This window comes from Microbacterium sp. MRS-1 (assembly GCF_000585455.1).
Classification (GTDB): Bacteria; Actinomycetota; Actinomycetes; order Actinomycetales; family Microbacteriaceae; genus Microbacterium; species Microbacterium laevaniformans.
On sequence record NZ_JAUF01000005.1, the window covers coordinates 20,879 to 40,515 of the forward strand.

General features: G+C 70.9%; 15 protein-coding genes and 1 pseudogene. 11 read left to right on the plus strand and 5 right to left on the minus strand.

Annotated elements, in window-relative coordinates; translation table 11 throughout:
- The first annotated feature begins 83 nt into the window (after positions 1–83).
- Entirely contained in the window at positions 84–845 is a 762-nt protein-coding gene (locus AS96_RS00715) for an ABC transporter ATP-binding protein (RefSeq protein WP_036284644.1), read from the plus strand.
- Positions 842–2,305 (plus strand): ABC transporter permease, encoded by a 1,464-nt coding sequence (locus AS96_RS00720; RefSeq protein WP_036284563.1) that lies wholly within the window; start codon positions 842–844, stop codon positions 2,303–2,305. Before AS96_RS00715 ends, AS96_RS00720 begins: the two co-directional genes overlap by 4 nt.
- A gap of 87 nt (positions 2,306–2,392) precedes the next feature.
- On the opposite strand, the gene AS96_RS00725 is transcribed toward AS96_RS00720, so the two are convergent.
- On the minus strand, positions 2,393–2,923 hold the full coding sequence (locus tag AS96_RS00725; protein ID WP_005050552.1) for a hypothetical protein: 531 nt from the start codon (positions 2,921–2,923) through the stop codon (positions 2,393–2,395).
- A 39-nt stretch (positions 2,924–2,962) separates the two neighbouring features.
- On the opposite strand from AS96_RS00725, the gene AS96_RS00730 reads away from it, so the two are divergent.
- Positions 2,963–3,604 (plus strand): 2-phosphosulfolactate phosphatase, encoded by a 642-nt coding sequence (locus AS96_RS00730; protein WP_036284566.1) that lies wholly within the window; start codon positions 2,963–2,965, stop codon positions 3,602–3,604.
- Positions 3,605–3,611: 7 nt separating this feature from the next.
- Here the strand turns inward: AS96_RS00730 and AS96_RS00735 are convergent, their stop codons facing one another.
- The 3 genes from AS96_RS00735 to AS96_RS00745 all read right to left on the minus strand — a co-directional run bounded on the left by AS96_RS00735 (position 3,612) and on the right by AS96_RS00745 (position 5,657).
- Positions 3,612–4,121: a SprT-like domain-containing protein gene (locus tag AS96_RS00735; RefSeq protein WP_036284568.1), complete on the minus strand. Its 510-nt coding sequence runs from the start codon at positions 4,119–4,121 to the stop codon at positions 3,612–3,614.
- Between the two features lie 29 nt (positions 4,122–4,150).
- On the minus strand, positions 4,151–4,675 hold the full coding sequence (locus tag AS96_RS00740; protein WP_036284646.1) for a hypothetical protein: 525 nt from the start codon (positions 4,673–4,675) through the stop codon (positions 4,151–4,153).
- Positions 4,676–4,793: 118 nt separating this feature from the next.
- Positions 4,794–5,657, minus strand: coding sequence for a spermidine synthase (locus AS96_RS00745; RefSeq protein WP_036284571.1), 864 nt, complete (start codon positions 5,655–5,657; stop codon positions 4,794–4,796).
- A gap of 99 nt (positions 5,658–5,756) precedes the next feature.
- On the opposite strand from AS96_RS00745, the gene pxpA reads away from it, so the two are divergent.
- From pxpA to AS96_RS00770, 5 genes and pseudogenes are all read left to right on the plus strand, one after another.
- Positions 5,757–6,512 carry a 5-oxoprolinase subunit PxpA gene (gene pxpA / locus AS96_RS00750; protein ID WP_036284649.1) on the plus strand — a complete coding sequence of 252 codons (756 nt, stop codon included), beginning with the start codon at positions 5,757–5,759 and terminating at the stop codon, positions 6,510–6,512.
- Positions 6,506–8,139, plus strand: a pseudogene (locus AS96_RS00755) (5-oxoprolinase/urea amidolyase family protein). The gene pxpA and the pseudogene AS96_RS00755 overlap by 7 nt, the downstream one beginning before the upstream one ends.
- Positions 8,140–8,384: 245 nt before the next feature.
- The gene (gene rpoB / locus AS96_RS00760) at positions 8,385–11,885 is read left to right on the plus strand and encodes a DNA-directed RNA polymerase subunit beta (RefSeq protein WP_036284651.1); all 3,501 of its coding nucleotides are present in this window, start codon (positions 8,385–8,387) and stop codon (positions 11,883–11,885) included.
- Positions 11,886–11,929: 44 nt separating this feature from the next.
- Positions 11,930–15,805, plus strand: a complete 3,876-nt coding sequence (rpoC, locus tag AS96_RS00765; RefSeq protein ID WP_036284573.1) for a DNA-directed RNA polymerase subunit beta' — start codon at positions 11,930–11,932, stop codon at positions 15,803–15,805.
- Positions 15,806–15,984: 179 nt separating this feature from the next.
- On the plus strand, positions 15,985–16,596 hold the full coding sequence (locus AS96_RS00770; RefSeq protein WP_036284576.1) for a hypothetical protein: 612 nt from the start codon (positions 15,985–15,987) through the stop codon (positions 16,594–16,596).
- 10 nt (positions 16,597–16,606) lie between these two features.
- Here AS96_RS00770 and AS96_RS00775 read toward each other — a convergent pair whose 3' ends face one another.
- Entirely contained in the window at positions 16,607–17,263 is a 657-nt protein-coding gene (locus AS96_RS00775; protein WP_036284654.1) for a hypothetical protein, read from the minus strand.
- Positions 17,264–17,390: 127 nt separating this feature from the next.
- Here AS96_RS00775 and AS96_RS00780 point away from each other — a divergent pair, with 127 nt between their 5' ends.
- From AS96_RS00780 to AS96_RS00790, 3 genes are read left to right on the plus strand one after another with little or no spacing between them, the layout of a single operon-like run.
- Positions 17,391–18,359, plus strand: a complete 969-nt coding sequence (locus AS96_RS00780) for a hypothetical protein (protein ID WP_036284579.1) — start codon at positions 17,391–17,393, stop codon at positions 18,357–18,359.
- A complete protein-coding gene (locus AS96_RS00785; protein WP_036284581.1) occupies positions 18,359–18,844 on the plus strand; it encodes a hypothetical protein in 486 nt (161 codons plus the stop codon). Before AS96_RS00780 ends, AS96_RS00785 begins: the two co-directional genes overlap by 1 nt.
- Before the next feature lie 52 nt (positions 18,845–18,896).
- The gene (locus AS96_RS00790) at positions 18,897–19,562 is read left to right on the plus strand and encodes a hypothetical protein (RefSeq protein ID WP_005050534.1); all 666 of its coding nucleotides are present in this window, start codon (positions 18,897–18,899) and stop codon (positions 19,560–19,562) included.
- The last annotated feature ends 75 nt before the right edge of the window (positions 19,563–19,637 follow it).

Sequence of the window (19,637 nt, forward strand, 5' to 3'; positions counted from 1 at the left end):
CGCCCCGGATCATCCTTGCGATGTACGGCGCCGCGACGCGAGGCCGACGCGGCGGCGCCGGCGCCCTCCGTAGCGTCGAGGGCATGCAGATCACCACGACCGAACTCGGGCTCGCCGCGCGCGTGCAGAGCCTCACCAAGACCTACGGCGGCGGCGAGAGCGGGGTGCGCGCCCTCGACGGCGTCACCGTCGGCATCCGCCGCGGGGAGTTCACCGCCATCATGGGCCCCTCGGGCTCGGGCAAGTCGACGCTCATGCACATCATGGCCGGGCTGGACGGCGCCACCAGCGGTCGGGCGTGGATCGGCGACACCGAGATCACGGGGCTGTCCGACCTCGAGCTGACGATTCTTCGCCGGCGTCGGATCGGCTTCGTCTTCCAGGCGTTCAACCTCGTACCGACCCTCGACGCGATCGGCAACATCATGCTGCCCTTCGACCTCGACGGACGGCGCCCGACGGCGCTGGAGCGGGCTCGCATCGACGCCCTCATCGACACCCTGGGGCTGCGGGCACGCCTGCAGCACCGGCCGCACGAGCTGTCCGGCGGCCAACAGCAGCGCGTCGCCATCGCCCGCGCCCTCGCGACGGCGCCCGACCTCGTCTTCGCCGACGAGCCGACCGGCAACCTCGACTCGCGCTCGAGCCGCGAGGTGCTCTCCCTTCTCGCCGCCGCCAGCCGTGAGCACGGACAGTCCATCGCGATGGTGACGCACGACCCCGTGGCCGCCGCGCATGCCGATCGCGTGCTGTTTCTCGGTGACGGCCGTGTCGTCGCCGACAAGCCCGCGCAGACCGCCGAGCAGGTCGCGGCGTTCATGCTGGCCGCGGAGGTGAGGGCGTGAGCGCGCTCGCCGACCGCGCGGCGCCGCCGACGGCTGCGCCCCGCCGCGCCTGGACACGAGGGGCGTGGCTGCGCGAGCGCGGCATGGGGGCGAGCATTCTGGTCGCCGCGATCTCGTCCGCGTTCGGCGTGCTGCTGCTGACCGCCACCGGCTACATCGCGACGTGGGCGCGCACCGACCCCTACCTGGGAGACAGCGAGACGGTCGCGATCGTCCTCGGCATCCTCAGCGTCCTGCTCGTCGGCGTCGCCGTGTACGTCGCCGCGATCGTGACGGCCAACACCTTCGCGACCATCGTCGCCGGCCGCACCCGTCAGATCGCCCTGATGCGGCTGATCGGCGCGTCCGCGCGGGCTCAGCGCCGCCAGGTGGGGAGTCAGGGCGTCGGAGTCGGCGTCATCGGAGCCACGACGGGCCTCATCGTGGGAGCGGCCGTCGCCGCCGCGCTCGTTCGTGCCGCCGACGCACTGCTGCACGTCACCGTCGGCTATGCCGTGCTGCAGCCGGTGCTGCTGGTTCCGGCTGCCGTCGTGGCGCTGACGACCTGGGCCGGCGCCTGGAGCGGGTCGCGCAGGGTGCTGGCGGTGACGCCCCTGCAGGCGCTCGGTGGGGCGACGCCGCGCACGCGCGACGAGGCCCGATCGCGCGGGCGTACCGCGGTCGCGGTCGCGCTCGGGTCCTCCGGTGCGGCGCTGCTCGCCGGCGGCGTGGTCGTCGGGACGGCATCGCCGCTGGGTGTCATCGTCGCCTTCTTCGGCGGTGTGCTGTCCTTCACCGCTCTCGCGCTGGGGGCCGTCCTCGTCATGCCGCCGCTGTTGCGCCTGAGCGGACGCGCCTTCGGACGCTCGGCGCCCGCGCGTCTGGCCGCCGAGAATGCGCTGCGCTACCCCGAGCGCGCCAGCCGGATGGCGATCGGTGTCGTGATGGGGGTGACCCTCGTGGTGATGTTCGCGGTCGCGAGTGCGTCCGTGAAAGCGCTGCTGACCGCCGCAGCCGATGGGGCTCCGGCGGCCGAGCTCAGCCGCGTGCTCGACACGTTCGCGGCCATCATGATGGGGCTCGTCGCGGTGTCGGCCGTGATCGCCGCCGTCGGACTCGTCAACCTTCTGACGATCGGTGTCGTGCAGCGTCGACGTGAGCTCGGCCTGTTGCGCGCGCTGGGGCTGTCGTCCGCGCAGGTGCGCACCGTGGTGCTGCTGGAGGCCGTGCACGTGACGATCACGGCGCTGGCTTTCGGGCTGGTGCTCGGCGTCGTCTATGGCTGGGTGGCGACGCAGTCGCTGCTCGGCTCGGTCGCGCTGCCGCCGTCGTTCGCAGCGCCGACGGTCGTGGCCCCCGCCGTGCCGTGGATGCCGGTGCTCATCGTCGTCGCGGCGACGGCGCTACTGACCGTTGTCGCCACGGTCGTTCCCACACGGCTGGCGACGCGGGTGAGTGCCGTGGAGGCCCTCGCCGAGTGAGAACCCGGGCGCGTTGGGAGCGCCCGGACGCCGGCTGCCGCGGTCACGGCTTCGACCGCGGCGGCCGGCATTTCGGGAAGGCAGCCGTCAGCGTTCGGATGGGTCGACGGAGGTATCCTCCGCGGCTTCGGGATCGTACGCCCAGGTCGGCGCCAGCGCCTTCAGTCGCGCGCCGCGCCACTGCCACGTCGCCCAGAGCACGGGCCACAGCGGGGCCGCCGCCGCACCGCCGATGACGAGCCGGTCACGCCAGAGCGTGCGAGACGGATCGCCCGGCGCGGGGGAGACGGCCATCTGGTGGTCCCAGACATCGAGGGCCGCGAGGGGACCGGTCAGCGGGATGCCGCTGTCACGGAAGATGCGCACGGGACCGTTCGCATCGTCGACGTGCCGCTCGCTCACATGGATCAGCTGCTGGCCGAGCCCGATCCGCCCGGCGACGCTCATGCGCACGGGGACGTCGGCGCCCGGCTCGAGACGCAGCGGCAGTCCCTCCGCCGCCATCGGTGCCAGCTCGACGAACGGGCCGTACAGGTCGGCGACCGCGCGCGGCGAGTGCAGGGCGCGCCACGCGGCATCCGCGTCGCAGTCCAGGACGAGCTTCAGCATGATCCGCATGCGCCCAGTCTCGCATCCGCCTGCCCGTAGCCTGGAGACATGGCCTCCCCGTTCGATCAGTCCCGCTATCAGGTGCGCATGGAATGGGGCACCTCGGGGCTCGAGCGCGTGGCGGCATCCGATGTCGTGGTCGTCGTCGACGTGCTCCGATTCTCGAGCACGGTCGCGCGGCACATCGAGGCGGGCGAGACCGTTGCGTTGGATGCCGCCGCCCACGCCCTGTCGCTGAACGGCGCCGCCGTCGCCGCCCGCGCCGCCGAGAGCGACGCGGTGGTGTTCCTGGGGGCGCTGGTCAACACCACTGCCGTGGCCGCCGCCGTCATGGCCGAGCAGCAGCGCCGCGCGGCGCGCACGAGCATCCTCGTCATCGCCGCCGGCGAGCTCTCGTCCCGTGAACCCGGCGCCGCCCTTCGCGTCGCGGTCGAAGACCTGCTCGGCGCCGGCGCGATCGTCGATGCGCTCGGAGCGCTCGGCATCGACCACACCTCGCCCGAGGCGGCGGCCGCCGGTGAGGCGTTCCGGGGCCTGCGCCCTGCGCTGCGGCACCTTCTGACCGCCGGCGGATCGGGACAGGAGCTCATCGACCGGGGTCTGCGCGATGACGTGCTCGCCGCCGCCCAGGTGGATGCGGTGTCGTCGGTGCCCGTCCTGCGCGAGGGGACGTTCGCGGCGTACGACTGAGTCGCGCTCAGAGCGGCGCGCCGACCGCCTCCCGCGGCGTCATCGCCGCCCGACGCGTGGCCGGTGAGATCTCGCGGCGCGTCCAGACGAAGAGGAAGCGGTCGTCGAAGGATGCCGAGCAGCGCGCGCACGACGTCGGCCTCGTGGCGCGGCGATGACGATAGGCGATGTGACCGGTGGGGCAGACGCCCACCCACGGGGCCAGCTCGGTGGCCGTCTCGCCGTGATGGGTCGTGCCGCCGGTGTAGCCGAGCATGCGGGCCGTGCGCTTCCACGCCGCGCCGTGCCCGGCCCGCGGACCGGCGAGCGCGTGCGCGACCTCGTGCAGCAGCGTCTGGCGATTGGTCTCGTCGTCGTATCGCGCGGCGAGGTACCGGGAGACGGTGATGCGCTGGCGCGTGTAGTCGCAGGCTCCCGCGCGGCGCTTCGCGTTGTCGAAGGCGAACGTCCACGACGCGTCGAGATGCGTGCGGATGAGAGCCTCGGCCTCGCGCCGGACGACGTCCAGATCGGTCATGCGGACACGCTAGAACGGGTGTCCGACACTCAGCTCGCGACGGCCGTCGTGCGACGGCGGTCGGCGGCTTCGATGGCCAGCAGCGTCGATTCGAGCTGCTCCTCCGGCGCGCCCGTCTGCTGACGCAGGAACAGCGCGCGCTTGAAGTCGGCGCGGGCGTCGGCGTAGTCCTCGGCGTCGTAGCTCACCTTGCCGCGATGCTGGAAGGCGAACGCCGCAAGGGCTGCCCAGCCCTGCCCTTCCGCCTCTTCGGCGCAGGTGGTCAGCTCCTGGTGGGCCGCGGCGTACGCTCCCCGCACCTGCAGCACGCTCGCGTGCAGGATCCGCGCGCGCAGCAGATCCTTGCGGGTCCCGCCCATCCGTGCCACACGCACCGACTGCTCCGACACGACGAGGGACTCGTCCCACCGACCGAGCACCTTCAGCAGCCACACCCGTTCGAGCAGAGCCGGAAGGCTGCGCTGGTCGCCCAACTCGTCGAGGCGCTCCTGGCACTCGCGAGGGTCCACCATCTCGCGCAGCGTCTGTGGGTCGTATCCCTTGATGTAGGTCACGGGCAGGCCCCCTTCGTCGTGCGGATCGTCGTGCGAACGCGCCTGCGTGAGGCGCACCCCTCCAGTGTGACCCGAGGCCATCGGGGGGCCCGCCTGTACACGCCGCGGCCGCCGATTCTCAGCGTTCGAACACGGATGCCGCGGGCTTGGGTGAGGCGGTGGCATCGGCATCCGTCGCCACTCGGGCGCCTCGGACGAACTCGTCGAGCTCTGCGCCCTGCGCGACCTTCGCCGGGTGGGGACCGGCGGCCATCAGTCGCGGCAGCCACTCGACGGGCAGGGGGGAGGGGGAGGCCGCGATGACGAGATTGCCGAAGCGGCGACCCTTCAGCGTCTGCACCTCCGCGAGCACGATGACTTCGGGAAGCACCTCCCGCACGGTGGCGACCTCGCGGCGGGCGAAGGCGAGTCCCGCGCCGTCGGCGACGTTCACGAGAAGCACCCCGTCGGGCGCGAGCAGCCCGCCGAGGATGCGGAAGTACTCGACGGTGGTGAGGTGGGCGGGCGTCTGCGCACCGGCGAACACGTCGGAGACCACGAGGTCGGCGGTACCCTGCAGCCCGGCCGGAAGGCGACCGGCGACGTCGCGCGCATCGCCGATGCGCACCCGCACCTGCGCGCCGCGCGGCAGCGGCAGACGGGCGCGCACGAGGTCCACGAGGGGCTGCTCGAGCTCGATCACCTGCTGTCGCGAGCCGGGGCGCGTGTGCTCGACGTACCGGGGAAGGGTGAGCGCTCCCGCGCCGAGGTGGATCGCGGTGAGCGGCTGCCCCGGCATCCGGAGCCGGTCGATGACCGCGCCCATCCGGGCCACGTACTCGAAGTGCAGGTGCGCCGGGTCGTCGAGGTCGACGTGCGACTGCGGTGTGCCGTCCACATCCAGTTCGTAGCCGCCGGCGTAGCGGCTCGGCACGACCCGCGCGATCGTGCCGTCCGACAGGCGCGCCTGCGGTTCGTCGTCCTCCACGTGCGCGCGAGCCATGCCCCCCACGCTAGTCGGGACGCCACCACGCGCCGCGTGTCGCTGATCCCGCCGACGGAGCCGGCGGCCGGGCACCCGCGCCGCCGGTACGCTCGGATCGTGGCGGTCATCGATCTCAACGCCGATCTCGGCGAGACGGTCGACGGGGTGCCCACCGCCGATGACGACGCCATGTTCGCCCTGATCTCCAGCGCCTCCGTCGCGTGCGGGGGCCACGCCGGCGACACGGCGTCCATGCGCTCCGCGGTCGAGCGCGCCGCCCGCACCGGCGTCGCGATCGGGGCGCATCCCTCCTACCCCGACCGGGCGGGATTCGGACGGACGCCGCTGTCGATCACGCAGGCCGACCTCCGCGCGAGCGTCGACGCCCAGCTCCGCGCGCTCGCGGGAGCCGGAGCCGACATCCGCTACGTCAAGCCCCACGGAGCGCTCTACCACGCGGTCCGCGGCGACGTCGGGCACGCCCGCGCGGTGGTGGATGCCGTGGCCTCGGTGTCCGCCGCGCTCGGCCGCGCCGTTCCGATCCTGGGTCTGGACGGCGTCATCGCCGACGAGGCGTCACGCACCGGCCTTCCGTTCGTGCGCGAGGCGTTCCTCGACCGCGGCTACCTGCCCGACGGCGGCCTCGTGCCGCGGAGCGATCCCCGTGCGCTCCTGCGCGACCCCGAGGCGGTGGCCGCGCGCGCCGTGCGTCTGGCTCGCAGCGGCGTCGTCGAGGCGATCGACGGCAGCCTCGTCGAGGCCGCGGCGGCGTCGCTGTGCGTGCACGGTGACTCGCCGGGTGCGCTCGCCATGGCCCGCGCCGTGCGTGCGGCTCTGGATGCCGCGGGCGTCGACATCGCCGCGCCATGGTGAATCCCGGCGAGGGGGTGATTCCCGGCGAGGGGGTGATTCCCGGCGAGGGGGTGATTGCCGGCGGCATCCGCGTGCGCCCCTTCGGTGAGCGTGCTCTGCTCGCGGAGGTGGACGACCTCGACGCCGTTCTCGCGCTGCACGCTCGACTGGCGGCGACACGGCCGCCCGGCGTCGTCGACCTCGTGCCGGCGGCGCAGACGGTGCTCGTCGTCGTCGACCCCACGATGCTGTCGCTCGCGTCGGCACGGACGTGGGTGCTCTCGGCCCGGACGGGCGTCGCGCACGTCGCGACGCCGGGCCGCACCGTCGAGATCCCGGTCGTCTACGACGGTGAGGACCTCCACCCGCTCGCCGCCGAGCTGGGCATCAGCGTCGCGCAGCTGACGGCGCGCCACGCGGCGGCCGACTGGACGGTCGCGTTCACGGGGTTCGCCCCCGGGTTCGGCTATCTCGTCAGCGCGGACTGGCCCTACGACGTGCCGCGGCGGTCGCGCCCACGGCCGCGCGTGCCGGCCGGCGCCGTCGCGCTCGCCGGACGCTTCTCGGGTGCGTACCCGCGGTCGACGCCCGGCGGCTGGCAGCTGATCGGCACGACGCCCGCCGTGCTGTTCGACCCCGACGCCGCGTCCCCCGCTCTGCTGCAGCCCGGCGACCTCGTGCGCTTCGTCCCCGTGACCGGCCGCTCCTCCGCGGAACGCCCGGTGGATGCTCGCGGTGCGTCACCGGCGTCGCGCGCCGGCGGCGGCATCCGGGTGCTGGCGCCCGGCCTCGCGGCGACCGTGCAGGATCAGGGGCGGCGCGGCACGCTCGCGTCCGGTGTCGCGGTGTCCGGTGCGGCCGACCGCGCGGCGCTGCGCGTCGCCAACCGGCTCGTCGGCACCGCGGCGGGCGCGGCCGGCATCGAGATCACGATGGGCGGGTTCCGCGCGGTGCGGGATGCCGCGGCATCCGCGGACGACCTCTGGTTCGCCCTCGCCGGTGCCTGGGGCCCGATGCGCCTTGACGGCCGCCCACTCGACCCCTATGTCGCCTACCGGTGGCCGGCGGGCGCGGAGCTGGAGATCGAGGGGTTTGTGCACGGCGCGCGCGCCTACCTCGCCGTCCGCGGCGGCGTCGCCGCGCGGTCACTGCTCGGCTCGAGGGCGACCGACACTCTCGCGGGCCTCGGCCCGGCCCCGCTCGCGGCGGGCGATGTGCTCGCCGTGGGCGGCGACGTCGTCGGGGCCGTGCCCGCCGTCGATCTGCGACCGTGGACCCCGCCCGCCGCCCAGCTCGAGATCACGGTGGCGCCCGGTCCGCGCGCCGAGCGGTTCGCCGCCCTGACGCCCTTGTTCGCGGAGGTCTGGACGGTGTCCACCCAGGCCGATCGGGTGGGCATCCGCCTGGACGGACCAGCGCTCGAGCGCACCGATACTTCAGAGCTGGCGAGCGAGGGCATGCTGCCCGGCGCGATCCAGGTGCCCCCGGACGGGCATCCCGTCATCCTCGGCCGGACGGTCCGGTCACCGGCGGCTACCCGGTCGTCGCCGTGGTCACGGATGCCGATCGCGATCTGCTGGGCCAGGCGCGGCCGGGCACGCGCCTGCGCTTCCGCCACGCCGGCGCGGCGTCGTCGGGGCGCTTCTGAGAGCGCGTCCGCGCGGTTATACCGCAGCCGGGGAGGCGCGTCAAGAATCGACTGGACATGGCGCGTCGTGCGGACTATAGTGGGTAGTTGCGCTCCCTTCCCCCATGCCCTCATATGGTGGTCGGCTTGTGCCTGCGTTGACAATGTGCCCCGGATCATGGGGGCGCTCGCGCAGGAGTGGAACGGAGCACTCCACCTGACGACAAGGAAACCAGCCCCTGCCCGGGCTCATGGAGGTAATCCCCTTGGCTGCTGCGCGCAACGCAACCAATTCCACCACCACCCCCAAGAACGGCCGCGGCGCTTCGCGCCTGTCGTTCGCCAAGATCTCCGACACGCTGACGGTCCCCGACCTTCTCGCGCTGCAGACGGAGTCCTTCGACTGGCTCGTCGGCAACGACGCCTGGAAGGCCCGTGTCGCAGAGGCGAAGGCCGCCGGTCGCACCGATGTGCCCGAGACCAGCGGCCTCGAGGAGATCTTCGAGGAGATCTCGCCCATCGAGGACCTCGGCGAGACGATGCAGCTGAGCTTCACGAACCCCTATCTCGAGCCGGAGAAGTACTCGATCGAGGAGTGCAAGGAGCGCGGCAAGACCTACGCCGCCCCGCTGTACGTCGAGGCCGAGTTCATGAACCACCTCACGGGTGAGATCAAGACGCAGACGGTCTTCATGGGCGACTTCCCCCTGCAGACCGGCAAGGGCACGTTCATCATCAACGGCACCGAGCGCGTCGTCGTCTCGCAGCTGGTGCGCAGCCCCGGTGTCTACTTCGACAAGACGCCCGACAAGACCAGCGACAAGGACATCGTCTCGGCCCGTGTCATCCCCAGCCGCGGCGCCTGGCTCGAGTTCGAGATCGACAAGCGCGACCAGGTCGGCGTACGCATCGACCGCAAGCGCAAGCAGTCCGTCACCGTGTTCCTGAAGGCGCTCGGTCTGTCCAGTGAGGACATCCTCGCCGAGTTCGCCGGCTACGAGTCGATCGCCGACACGCTGAGCAAGGACACGATCCTCACCAAGGAGGACGCGCTCCGCGACATCTACCGCAAGCTCCGTCCGGGCGAGCAGGTCGCCGCCGAGGCCGCCCGCGCGCTGCTGGACAACTTCTACTTCAACCCGAAGCGCTACGACCTCGCGAAGGTCGGCCGGTACAAGATCAACCAGAAGCTCGGCCTCGACAAGCCGCTGAACGACTCGGTGCTCACCGTCGACGACATCGTCGCCACGATCAAGTACCTCGTCGCCCTGCACAACGGCGACGCGAGCATCCCGGGCGTGCGTAACGGCCAGCCCGCCGAGATCCGCCTGGACGTCGACGACATCGACAACTTCGGCAACCGTCGCATCCGCGCCGTCGGCGAGCTCATTCAGAACCAGGTCCGCACCGGTCTGTCGCGCATGGAGCGCGTCGTCCGCGAGCGCATGACCACGCAGGACATCGAGGCGATCACGCCGCAGACCCTGATCAACGTCCGTCCCGTCGTGGCGGCGATCAAGGAGTTCTTCGGCACGTCGCAGCTGTCGCAGTTCATGGACCAGAACAACCCGCTCGCGGGTCTGACCCACAAGCGCCGCCTGTCGGCCCTGGGCCCCGGCGGTCTGTCGCGTGAGCGCGCGGGCGTCGAGGTCCGCGACGTCCACCCGTCGCACTACGGCCGCATGTGCCCGATCGAGACGCCGGAAGGCCCGAACATCGGTCTGATCGGCTCGCTCGCCTCCTTCGCCCGCATCAACGCGTTCGGCTTCATCGAGACGCCGTACCGCCGTGTGGTCGACGGCAAGGTCACCGACGAGATCGACTACCTCACGGCATCCGAGGAGAACGACTACATCGTCGCTCAGGCCGGTGTCGAGCTGACCGCCGACGGCAAGTTCGCCAACGAGCGCGTGCTCGCCCGCCGCGGTCAGGGCGGCGAGGTCGACCTGTTCCACGCCGACGAGATCGGCTACATGGACGTCTCGCCGCGCCAGATGGTGTCGGTCGGCACCTCTCTCATCCCGTTCCTCGAGCACGACGACGCCAACCGCGCCCTCATGGGTGCGAACATGCAGCGTCAGGCCGTGCCGCTGCTGCGCAGCGACTCGCCGTTCGTCGGAACCGGCATGGAGGGCTACGCCGCCATCGACGCCGGTGACGTCATCACCGCCGACAAGGCCGGTGTCGTCATGGAGGTCTCCGCCGACGTCGTCACCGTGCAGCTGGACGAAGGCGGCACGAAGGACTACTTCCTGCGCAAGTTCGACCGCTCCAACCAGGGCAACTCCTACAACCAGCGCGTCATCGTCTCGGCGGGCGACCGGGTCGAGGTCGGCGAGGTCATCGCCGACGGCCCCGCCACCGAGAACGGCGAGCTGGCGATCGGAAAGAACCTGCTCGTCGCGTTCATGACGTGGGAGGGCCACAACTTCGAGGACGCCATCATCCTCAGCCAGGACCTCGTCAAGAACGACACCCTCTCCTCGATCCACATCGAGGAGTACGAGGTGGATGCCCGCGACACGAAGCTCGGCAAGGAGGAGATCACCCGCGACCTCCCCAACGTCAGCCCCGACCTGCTGAAGGACCTCGACGAGCGCGGCATCGTCCGCATCGGCGCCGAGGTGCGCCCCGGCGACATCCTCGTCGGCAAGGTCACGCCCAAGGGTGAGACCGAGCTGAGCGCCGAGGAGCGCCTGCTGCGCGCGATCTTCAACGAGAAGAGCCGCGAAGTCCGTGACACCTCGCTGAAGGTGCCCCACGGCGAGCAGGGCACGATCATCGCCGTCAAGGAGTTCAACGCCGAGGACGGCGACGACGAGCTCGGCTCGGGCGTCAACCGCCGCGTCGTGGTCTACATCGCCCAGAAGCGCAAGATCACCGAGGGTGACAAGCTCGCCGGCCGCCACGGCAACAAGGGCGTCATCGCGAAGATCCTCCCCGTCGAGGACATGCCGTTCCTCGCGGACGGCACGCCGGTCGACGTCGTGCTCAACCCGCTCGGCATCCCGGGTCGAATGAACTTCGGCCAGGTGCTGGAGACCCACCTCGGGTGGATCGCCAAGCAGGGCTGGAAGGTCGAGGGCACCCCGGAGTGGGCCGTGCACCTGCCGGAGGAGGCCCGCGAGGCCGCTCCCGGCACGAAGGTCGCGACTCCGGTGTTCGACGGTGCGCACGAGGCGGAGATCGCAGGCCTGCTCGACTCGACGCTGCCCAACCGCGACGGCGAGCGTCTCATCGACAGCTCGGGCAAGACGACGCTGTTCGACGGTCGCTCCGGCGAGCCGTTCCCGGCGCCCATCTCGGTCGGCTACATGTACATCCTGAAGCTGCACCACCTCGTGGACGACAAGATCCACGCGCGTTCGACCGGCCCCTACTCGATGATCACCCAGCAGCCGCTCGGTGGTAAGGCGCAGTTCGGCGGCCAGCGCTTCGGTGAGATGGAGGTGTGGGCCCTCGAGGCCTACGGCGCCGCGTACGCGCTCCAGGAGCTCCTGACGATCAAGTCCGACGACATCGTCGGCCGCGTGAAGGTCTACGAGGCCATCGTCAAGGGCGAGAACATCCAGGAGCCCGGCATCCCCGAGTCGTTCAAGGTGCTCATGAAGGAGATGCAGTCGCTCTGCCTGAACGTCGAGGTGCTCTCGGCCGATGGCACGCCCGTCAACCTCCGAGACACGGATGACGAGGCCTTCCGCGCAGCGGAGGAGCTCGGCATCAACATCTCCAGCCGCTTCGAGTCCTCGTCGATCGACGAGATCTGACCCGCGGCCTGATTTCGAAACTTTTCTGAGACACAGGAGAACCAGTGCTCGAGTCCACCACTTTCGATCAGCTTCGTATCGGCCTGGCCACCGCTGACGACATCCGTCGTTGGTCGTTCGGCGAGGTCAAGAAGCCCGAGACCATCAACTACCGCACGCTCAAGCCCGAGAAGGACGGTCTGTTCGGAGAGCAGATCTTCGGCCCCTCGCGCGACTGGGAGTGCGCCTGCGGCAAGTACAAGCGCGTCCGCTTCAAGGGCATCGTCTGCGAGCGCTGCGGCGTCGAGGTCACCAAGAGCTCGGTGCGCCGTGAGCGCATGGGCCACATCGAGCTCGCCGCCCCCGTCACCCACATCTGGTACTTCAAGGGCGTGCCCTCGCGCCTCGGCTACCTGCTCGACATGGCGCCGAAGGACCTCGAGAAGGTCATCTACTTCGCCGCGTACATGGTGATCTCGGTCGACGAGGACGCCCGCCACCGCGACATGCCGACCCACGAGGCGAACCTGCGCCTGGAGATCAAGAACCTCGGCGACCGCCGCGACGCCCGTGTGGCGGCGCGTCTGGCCAAGCTGGAGGAGGAGCTCGCGGCCCTCGAGGCCGAGGGTGCCAAGGCCGACCAGAAGAAGAAGGTCAAGGACGCCGCCGAGAAGGAGATGGCATCCATCCGCAAGAACGCGGACGACCAGGTCGCCAAGCTCGAGCGCATGTGGGACGAGTTCCGCGGTCTCGAGGTCGGTCAGCTCAAGCAGGAGGACGACGTCTTCCACGAGCTGCAGGACCGCTTCGGTCAGTACTTCGAGGCCTACATGGGCGCGGAGTCGATCCAGCGTCGTCTGCAGGCCTTCGACCTGGCCGCCGAGGCCGAGTCGCTGCACCTGCAGATCTCCGAGGGCAAGGGCCAGCGCAAGATCCGCGCGATCAAGCGCCTCAAGGTCGTCAACTCGTTCCTGCAGACGGGCATGAGCCCGGCATCCATGGTCCTCGACGTCGTCCCGGTGATCCCGCCGGAGCTGCGCCCGATGGTCCAGCTCGACGGTGGCCGTTTCGCCACCAGCGACCTGAACGACCTCTACCGTCGCGTGATCAACCGCAACAACCGTCTTCGTCGCCTGATCGACCTCGGCGCCCCCGAGATCATCGTCAACAACGAGAAGCGGATGCTGCAGGAGGCCGTCGACGCGCTGTTCGACAACGGTCGCCGCGGTCGTCCCGTCACCGGTACCGGCAACCGTGCTCTGAAGTCGCTGTCCGACATGCTCAAGGGCAAGCAGGGCCGCTTCCGTCAGAACCTGCTCGGTAAGCGCGTGGACTACTCGGGCCGTTCGGTCATCATCGTCGGCCCGCAGCTCAAGCTCCACCAGTGCGGTCTGCCCAAGCAGATGGCCCTCGAGCTGTTCAAGCCGTTCGTGATCAAGCGCCTGATCGACCTCGGTCACTCGCAGAACATCAAGGCCGCCAAGCGCGCCGTCGAGCGCACCCGTCCCGAGGTCTGGGACGTGCTCGAGGAGATCATCCGCGAGCGTCCGGTGCTGCTCAACCGCGCCCCCACGCTGCACCGCCTCGGCATCCAGGCCTTCGAGCCTCAGCTCGTCGAGGGCAAGGCCATCCAGCTGCACCCGCTCGTGTGCGCGGCGTTCAACGCCGACTTCGACGGTGACCAGATGGCCGTGCACCTGCCGCTGTCGGTCGAGGCTCAGGCCGAGGCCCGCGTGCTCATGCTCGCGTCGAACAACATCCTCAAGCCCTCCGACGGCCGTCCGGTCACCCTGCCTTCGCAGGACATGATCATCGGCCTGCACCACCTGACCACGGTCATCGAGGGTGCCAAGGGCGAGGGTCGGGTGTTCGGCTCGGTCGGCGAGGCCATCCTGGCCAAGGACGAGGGCACCCTCGACCTGCAGGCGAAGGTGCGCATCCGCATCCCCGGTCTGACCTTCCTCGAGGGCGAAGCGCCCGAGGGCTACGAGCGCCACGGTCTCGTGGACGCCTCGCTCGGCCAGGCGATCTTCAACGACACGCTGCCCAAGGGCTACCCGTTCGTTCGCGAGCAGGCCGACAAGGGCAAGCTGTCGCAGATCGTCAACAAGCTGGCCGAGGAGTACCCCAAGGTCGAGGTCGCGGCGTCGCTGGACCGCATCAAGGATGCCGGCTTCTACTGGGCCACGCGTTCGGGTGTCACGGTCGCGCTCAGCGACATCCTGACCCCGCCGAACAAGGGCGAGATCATCGCCAAGTACGAGAAGCAGGCGCAGAAGGTCCAGGGCCAGTTCGAGAAGGGTCTCGTGACCGACGCCGAGCGTCGTCAGGAGCAGATCAAGATCTGGACCGAGGCCACCGACGAGGTGCAGGCCGCGATGAAGGCCAACTTCCCGGCCGACAACACCATCAACCGCATGGTGAGCTCGGGTGCCCGTGGTAACTGGCTGCAGATCCGAAACATCGCCGGTATCCGAGGCCTGGTCAACAACACCAAGGGTGAGATCATGCCCCGCCCGATCATCTCCTCGTACCGCGAGGGGCTGTCGGTCGCGGAGTACTTCACCGCGACGCACGGTGCCCGTAAGGGTCTGGCCGACACGGCCCTGCGTACCGCTGACTCGGGTTACCTGACGCGACGCCTCGTCGACGTCTCGCAGGACGTCATCATCCGTGAGGACGACTGCGGCACCTCCAAGGGCCTCGAGTTCACGATCGCCGCTCCCGGTGCCGACGGCACCCTGGTGCGCGACGCGAACGTCGAGAACTCGGTGTTCGCCCGTACGCTCGCCGCCGAGGTGGTCGCGCCGTCCGGCGAGATCGTCGCCGAGGCCGGAGACGACGTGGGCGACGTGCTCATCGACAAGCTCGTGGCCGCGGGTGTCGAGACCATCAAGGTGCGTTCCGTGCTCACCTGTGACTCGGCCGTCGGTGTCTGCGCGAAGTGTTACGGCCGTTCGCTCGCGACCGGCAAGCTCGTCGACATCGGAGAGGCCGTGGGCATCATCGCGGCGCAGTCGATCGGTGAGCCCGGCACGCAGCTGACGATGCGTACCTTCCACACCGGTGGTTCCGCGTCGGCCGACGACATCACGCAGGGTCTGCCCCGCGTGCAGGAGCTGTTCGAGGCGCGTACCCCCAAGGGTGCGTCCCCGATCGCCGAGGCCGACGGTGTCATCAAGATCGACGAGACCGACAAGGCCAAGAAGGTCATCCTGACGCCCGACAACGGCGACGAGCCGCACGTCTACCCCGTCCTGAAGCGCGCGACGCTCCTGGTCGAGGACGGCCAGCACGTCACGGTCGGCCAGCCGATCCTGGTGGGCACGCTCGACCCCAAGGAGGTCATGCGCGTCATGGGCGCCCGTGAGGTGCAGAAGTACCTCGTCAACGGCGTGCAGGGCGTCTACCGCTCGCAGGGTGTGCCGATCCACGACAAGCACATCGAAGTCATCGTGCGTCAGATGCTGCGGAAGGTCACCGTGGTCGACCACGCCGACACGACGCTGCTGCCGGGTGAGCTGGTGGACTTCAAGCGCTACCAGCAGATCAACCGCGAGGCCGTCGCCGAGGGCAAGCGCCCGGCATCGGGCCGTCCGGAGCTGATGGGTATCACGAAGGCGTCGCTCGCGACGGAGTCGTGGCTGTCGGCGGCATCGTTCCAGGAGACCACCCGCGTCCTGACGCAGGCGGCCATGGAGGGCAAGAGCGACCCGCTCGTCGGCCTCAAGGAGAACGTCATCATCGGAAAGCTCATCCCCGCCGGCACCGGCCTTGCGAAGTACCGCAACGTCGTGGTCGAGGCGACGGAGGAGGCCAAGAGCGAGCGGTATCCCAACCGCATCTTCGCCTCGGACGGCGCGTACAGCGACGCCGACCTGAGCTACGTCGACTTCGACAGCTTCTCGACGGACGACTTCACGCCCGGCACCTACAACTGATCGAGGCCAAAGGGCCCCGGGGACACACGTCCCCGGGGCCCTTTCCCATTTCCGCGAGCCGCCATGTTCCGCGCGAGCCGCCATGATCTGGCGCGCCGGGCCATGGCGGCTCGGGCAGATCTTGGCGGCTCGCGGGAGGGCGCGGCGGGTGCGTGGGGGCGCGGAGATAGCCTGAGCGCATGGCTCGGGTCGGAGGAAGAAACGCGGCGTTCGCGTGGGTCGTCGGTATCGCGTGTGCGGCGACCGTCGGCGTGCTGGCGTTCCTCGCGATTCCGATGATCCCGGCATCCGTGTCGTGGCTCGGCGACGCGGCCGGGCGCTCGTCCACGTCGACTCCGGCCGCGGAGGCGACCGGGAAGGCCGCCTCCGTCGATGGCGTGCCCGCCCGCTGCGCCGACCTCTACGACGAGGCGCTCGACGCCACGCTGACCTTCGCCCCCGGGGCTGCCGGGCTGACGGCATCGTCGGACGCACCGATGACCACCGCGACGCAGCTGGTCGACGCCCTGCGACCGCAGGTCGTGTTCACCTGTACATGGCGCGCCGACGCCGGCACCGTGACCACGACGCTCGCGGATGTCCCGACGGATGCCGGGCCCATCGCGGCCGCGGCGCTGCCCGCGGCGGGGTTCACCTGTTCATCGCAGGGCGAGCGCACACGCTGCACGCGCACCGACGGCGACCTGACGGAGACGATCGAAGCCGGCGGCGGACGGTGGCTGTCGACGAGCGAGCGCGGCTGGCACCCCTCGGACTACGTGAGCCGCATCGCGAAGCGCGTCTGGGGCTGACCGCGCACCGCTACCGCGTCGCCGAGGGGCTGGGGGCGGGCGCCGGCGTCCGCGGCACGGACCCGGCGGGCGGCCAGAGGGCGTCGATGATGGCGTCGGTGTAACCGGCCGGGGCGAGGTTCGAGTACTGGGTGTCGACGATGACACCGTCGCGGTAGAAGAGGGTGCGCCCCTCCTGCACCGGGAGGGTCGCGGACTGCCAGGTCTTCTCACAGCGGATGCCGCCGTGCGGCTCGTAACACGTGTAGCCGTCGTTGCCGAGGGCGTAGAGCGCGTCGTGAGCCGACTGGTCGGGGGCGTACCCGATGAGGGTCACGAGGCGGGTGCCGACCGCGCCCGGCTCCCCCCAGACGCACACGCGCGTGCTGTCGCTGCGGATGCCGCCGCCCATCCCCTCCGCGTTCAGCGGCACGCCGTCGAGCTCCTGCAGGACGCTCGCCGTCAGGATGTCCCGGCATCCCTGCGGCAGGTTCGAGGGCAGCGGAGTGGTCGAGGTGGCCGGCCCCATCGGGAACGGGGCGAGCGTCATCACCGGCGTCGGCGCCGCCGACGCGGCGGGGGCCGACGCCGTCCCCGTCCCGACGGCGTCGGGCGTGCCGGCGCAGGCGCTCAGCGCGAGAACCGCGAGCAGGCTGATGCCGAGGGCGGCGAGTCGGCGTGAGGTCATGGCCTCACGATAAGCGGCGCGCGCGGCACGGGCGTCGAGACACGTCGGCATGGCTCCGCGTCGGTGCCCCACCCCGGCGTTACGCTCGCTGTGCGGCGGCACACGTCCCGCGTGAGGAGCACACGCCATGAGCGACCCCAAGTACGGCGAACCGATCGAGGAGAACACCCCGGTCGAGACCACGTCGGTCGATGAGGCCGTCGCGAGTGCCCATGCGGGGCTCGCCGACGCCGAAGCCGCTTCTCGCGAGGCCGCCGTCGATGCGCCCTCGACAGCGGATGCCGAGGCCGCCGACGCTGTCCACACGTCCGCGTCGGCCGCGTCCGAGCAGGCGCCGCAGCCCGTGGTCGCCGAGCCAGCGCGCGCGGAGTCGACGCCCGCCACGCACACGGAACCGGTCTACGGATCCTCCTTCGCCGACGATCCGGTCGACGAGACGTACGTTCCGGGCGCCTATTCGTCTTCTGCGGAGACCGTCGTCGTCGCGGAGCCGGTCGTGCCGGTCGTCCCGGCCGCGGCCCCCGCCCCGCAGCCGATCTTCGTGCAGGCTCCCGAGCCGCCGCGTCTGCGCGGCAACCGTGGCGCTGCGGGCGCGATCGGCCTGCTGGCGGCGGTGGCCTTCGGCATCCTGTACCTGGGCGCCGCGCTCGGCCTGCAGGCCATCCGGGGCGAGGTGACGGGTGCCAACGTGGGCACCGCCGCGCTGGCTGCGGTGCAGTCGTGGTGGCTGTGGGTGCCGGTGGTCGTCTTCTTCATCGGCTTCTGGCTGCTCGGTGCCGTCATCAATCGTGGACGCTGGGGCCACTGGGTCATTTTCGGCCTTCTCGTCGGCGTCGTCGCTTACGCGGGGCACCTCCTCGGCCAGCTGTTCCAGGCGCCGTTCTGGACGCTCACCGCGCGGCAGGGTGCCGACCTCGTTCAGGGGCAGCTGCTCGCCCCGCTCGCGATCGTGGCCTTCGTGCTCGGCCGTGAGCTCACGATCTGGTTCGGCGCGTGGGTCGCGGCTCGCGGCAAGCGCGTCACCGAGCTGAATGACGAGGCGCAGCGCGAGTACGAGCGCACGCTCGAGGCGGGCCCGAGGCTGCACCAGAGCTGATGACCGATCCGCGCGGACGCGGTGGCGCAGGCGGGCTCACCCCGCCGGTGGCCACCGCGTTCGCCGTCGTGGGGTTCTTCGCCCTGCTGATCGGCGGGTTCGGGATGCTCAGCCTGTTCACGGGCGCGGAGGTGCTGCCGGTCTCCGGGCTGGGGCAGCTGCCCGGCATCGTCGGCGGCACGTTCGCCGTGGGCGCTTTCGCCGTCTCGACCTGGTTCTCTGTGCGCCCGCAGCGCAGGCGATACGGCAGCGCGGCGATCGTGACGGTGGCGACGGTGCTCGCCTACCTGGTCGGCGTGCTGGCCGGCGGTGTGCTCTCGGGAGTGGACGGCGCGCGCATCGTGGCCGCTGTGGGCGCATTCGCGACCTCGTGGTTCGCCGTCGTGCTGGCCGCCGCCGCGCTGGTGGGTGGATGGGGGGCGATCGCGCTCGTGCGCACCGCCGCCGAACGGCCTCGCTGGCCGTGGGAGCGCGACGAGGACTGAGTCGTGGCCGGAAATCCCCCGCGATCGGCGCGGATGCCGCAACAATGGACCCGTGGAGCGGTCGATCGAGACCCAGGTCAGCCAGGCGGTGGACGCCTGGCTGCGCTGGCTGCCGCGCTGGGAGCCCGCCACCCACCGCGGGCGCGTCGCGCCGTGCCGCCGCTGCTTCGGCTCGCCGGTGCTGTCGGCCGCGGGCCTGGGGGCGGATGTTCCGCACGGTGTGCAGCACGGGCTCTCCACCCGCATCAAGACGATCGTCGATCATGCCGTCGCGGAGTACACGTCGCGCAACCTCCCGATGCTGCAGGCCGAGCTCGACCAGCAGGCCGCCCGCAACCGGGCGCGCAGCTACCGCCCCGCGGAAGGGCTCGACCCCGAGTTCGAGGGACTTCCCCTCGATCCGGATCCGGTGCCGGGGGCGCCGTTCCTCTTCACGATCGGCGGGCTCGCGGAACAGGAGGACGCCGACATCCCGGCCCTGCCGCCGCTCAGCGATGATGCGAAGGCGGCCCTCCGCCAAGAGGTCGGACTGGCCGACGATTACGCCAACATGGTGGGTCGCGAGGTCTGCGCCGTGCTGCTGCACCATCGCCTCCGCATCCAGGCCGCCATCGCGCAGTACGTCGAGCCGCAGATCGCCGCCATGCTCGAGGAGCTCACCCGTTCGCTGGATGCGCCGTTCGAGCCGAACGCCGACCCCGGACTTCCCGAGCTCTGACCCGCGCCGGCTCGCCCCGAGGCGAAGCGGGGCGGAGCGGGCGCCGCGGTGCGGCGAGGTGGCTTTGTTAGCATG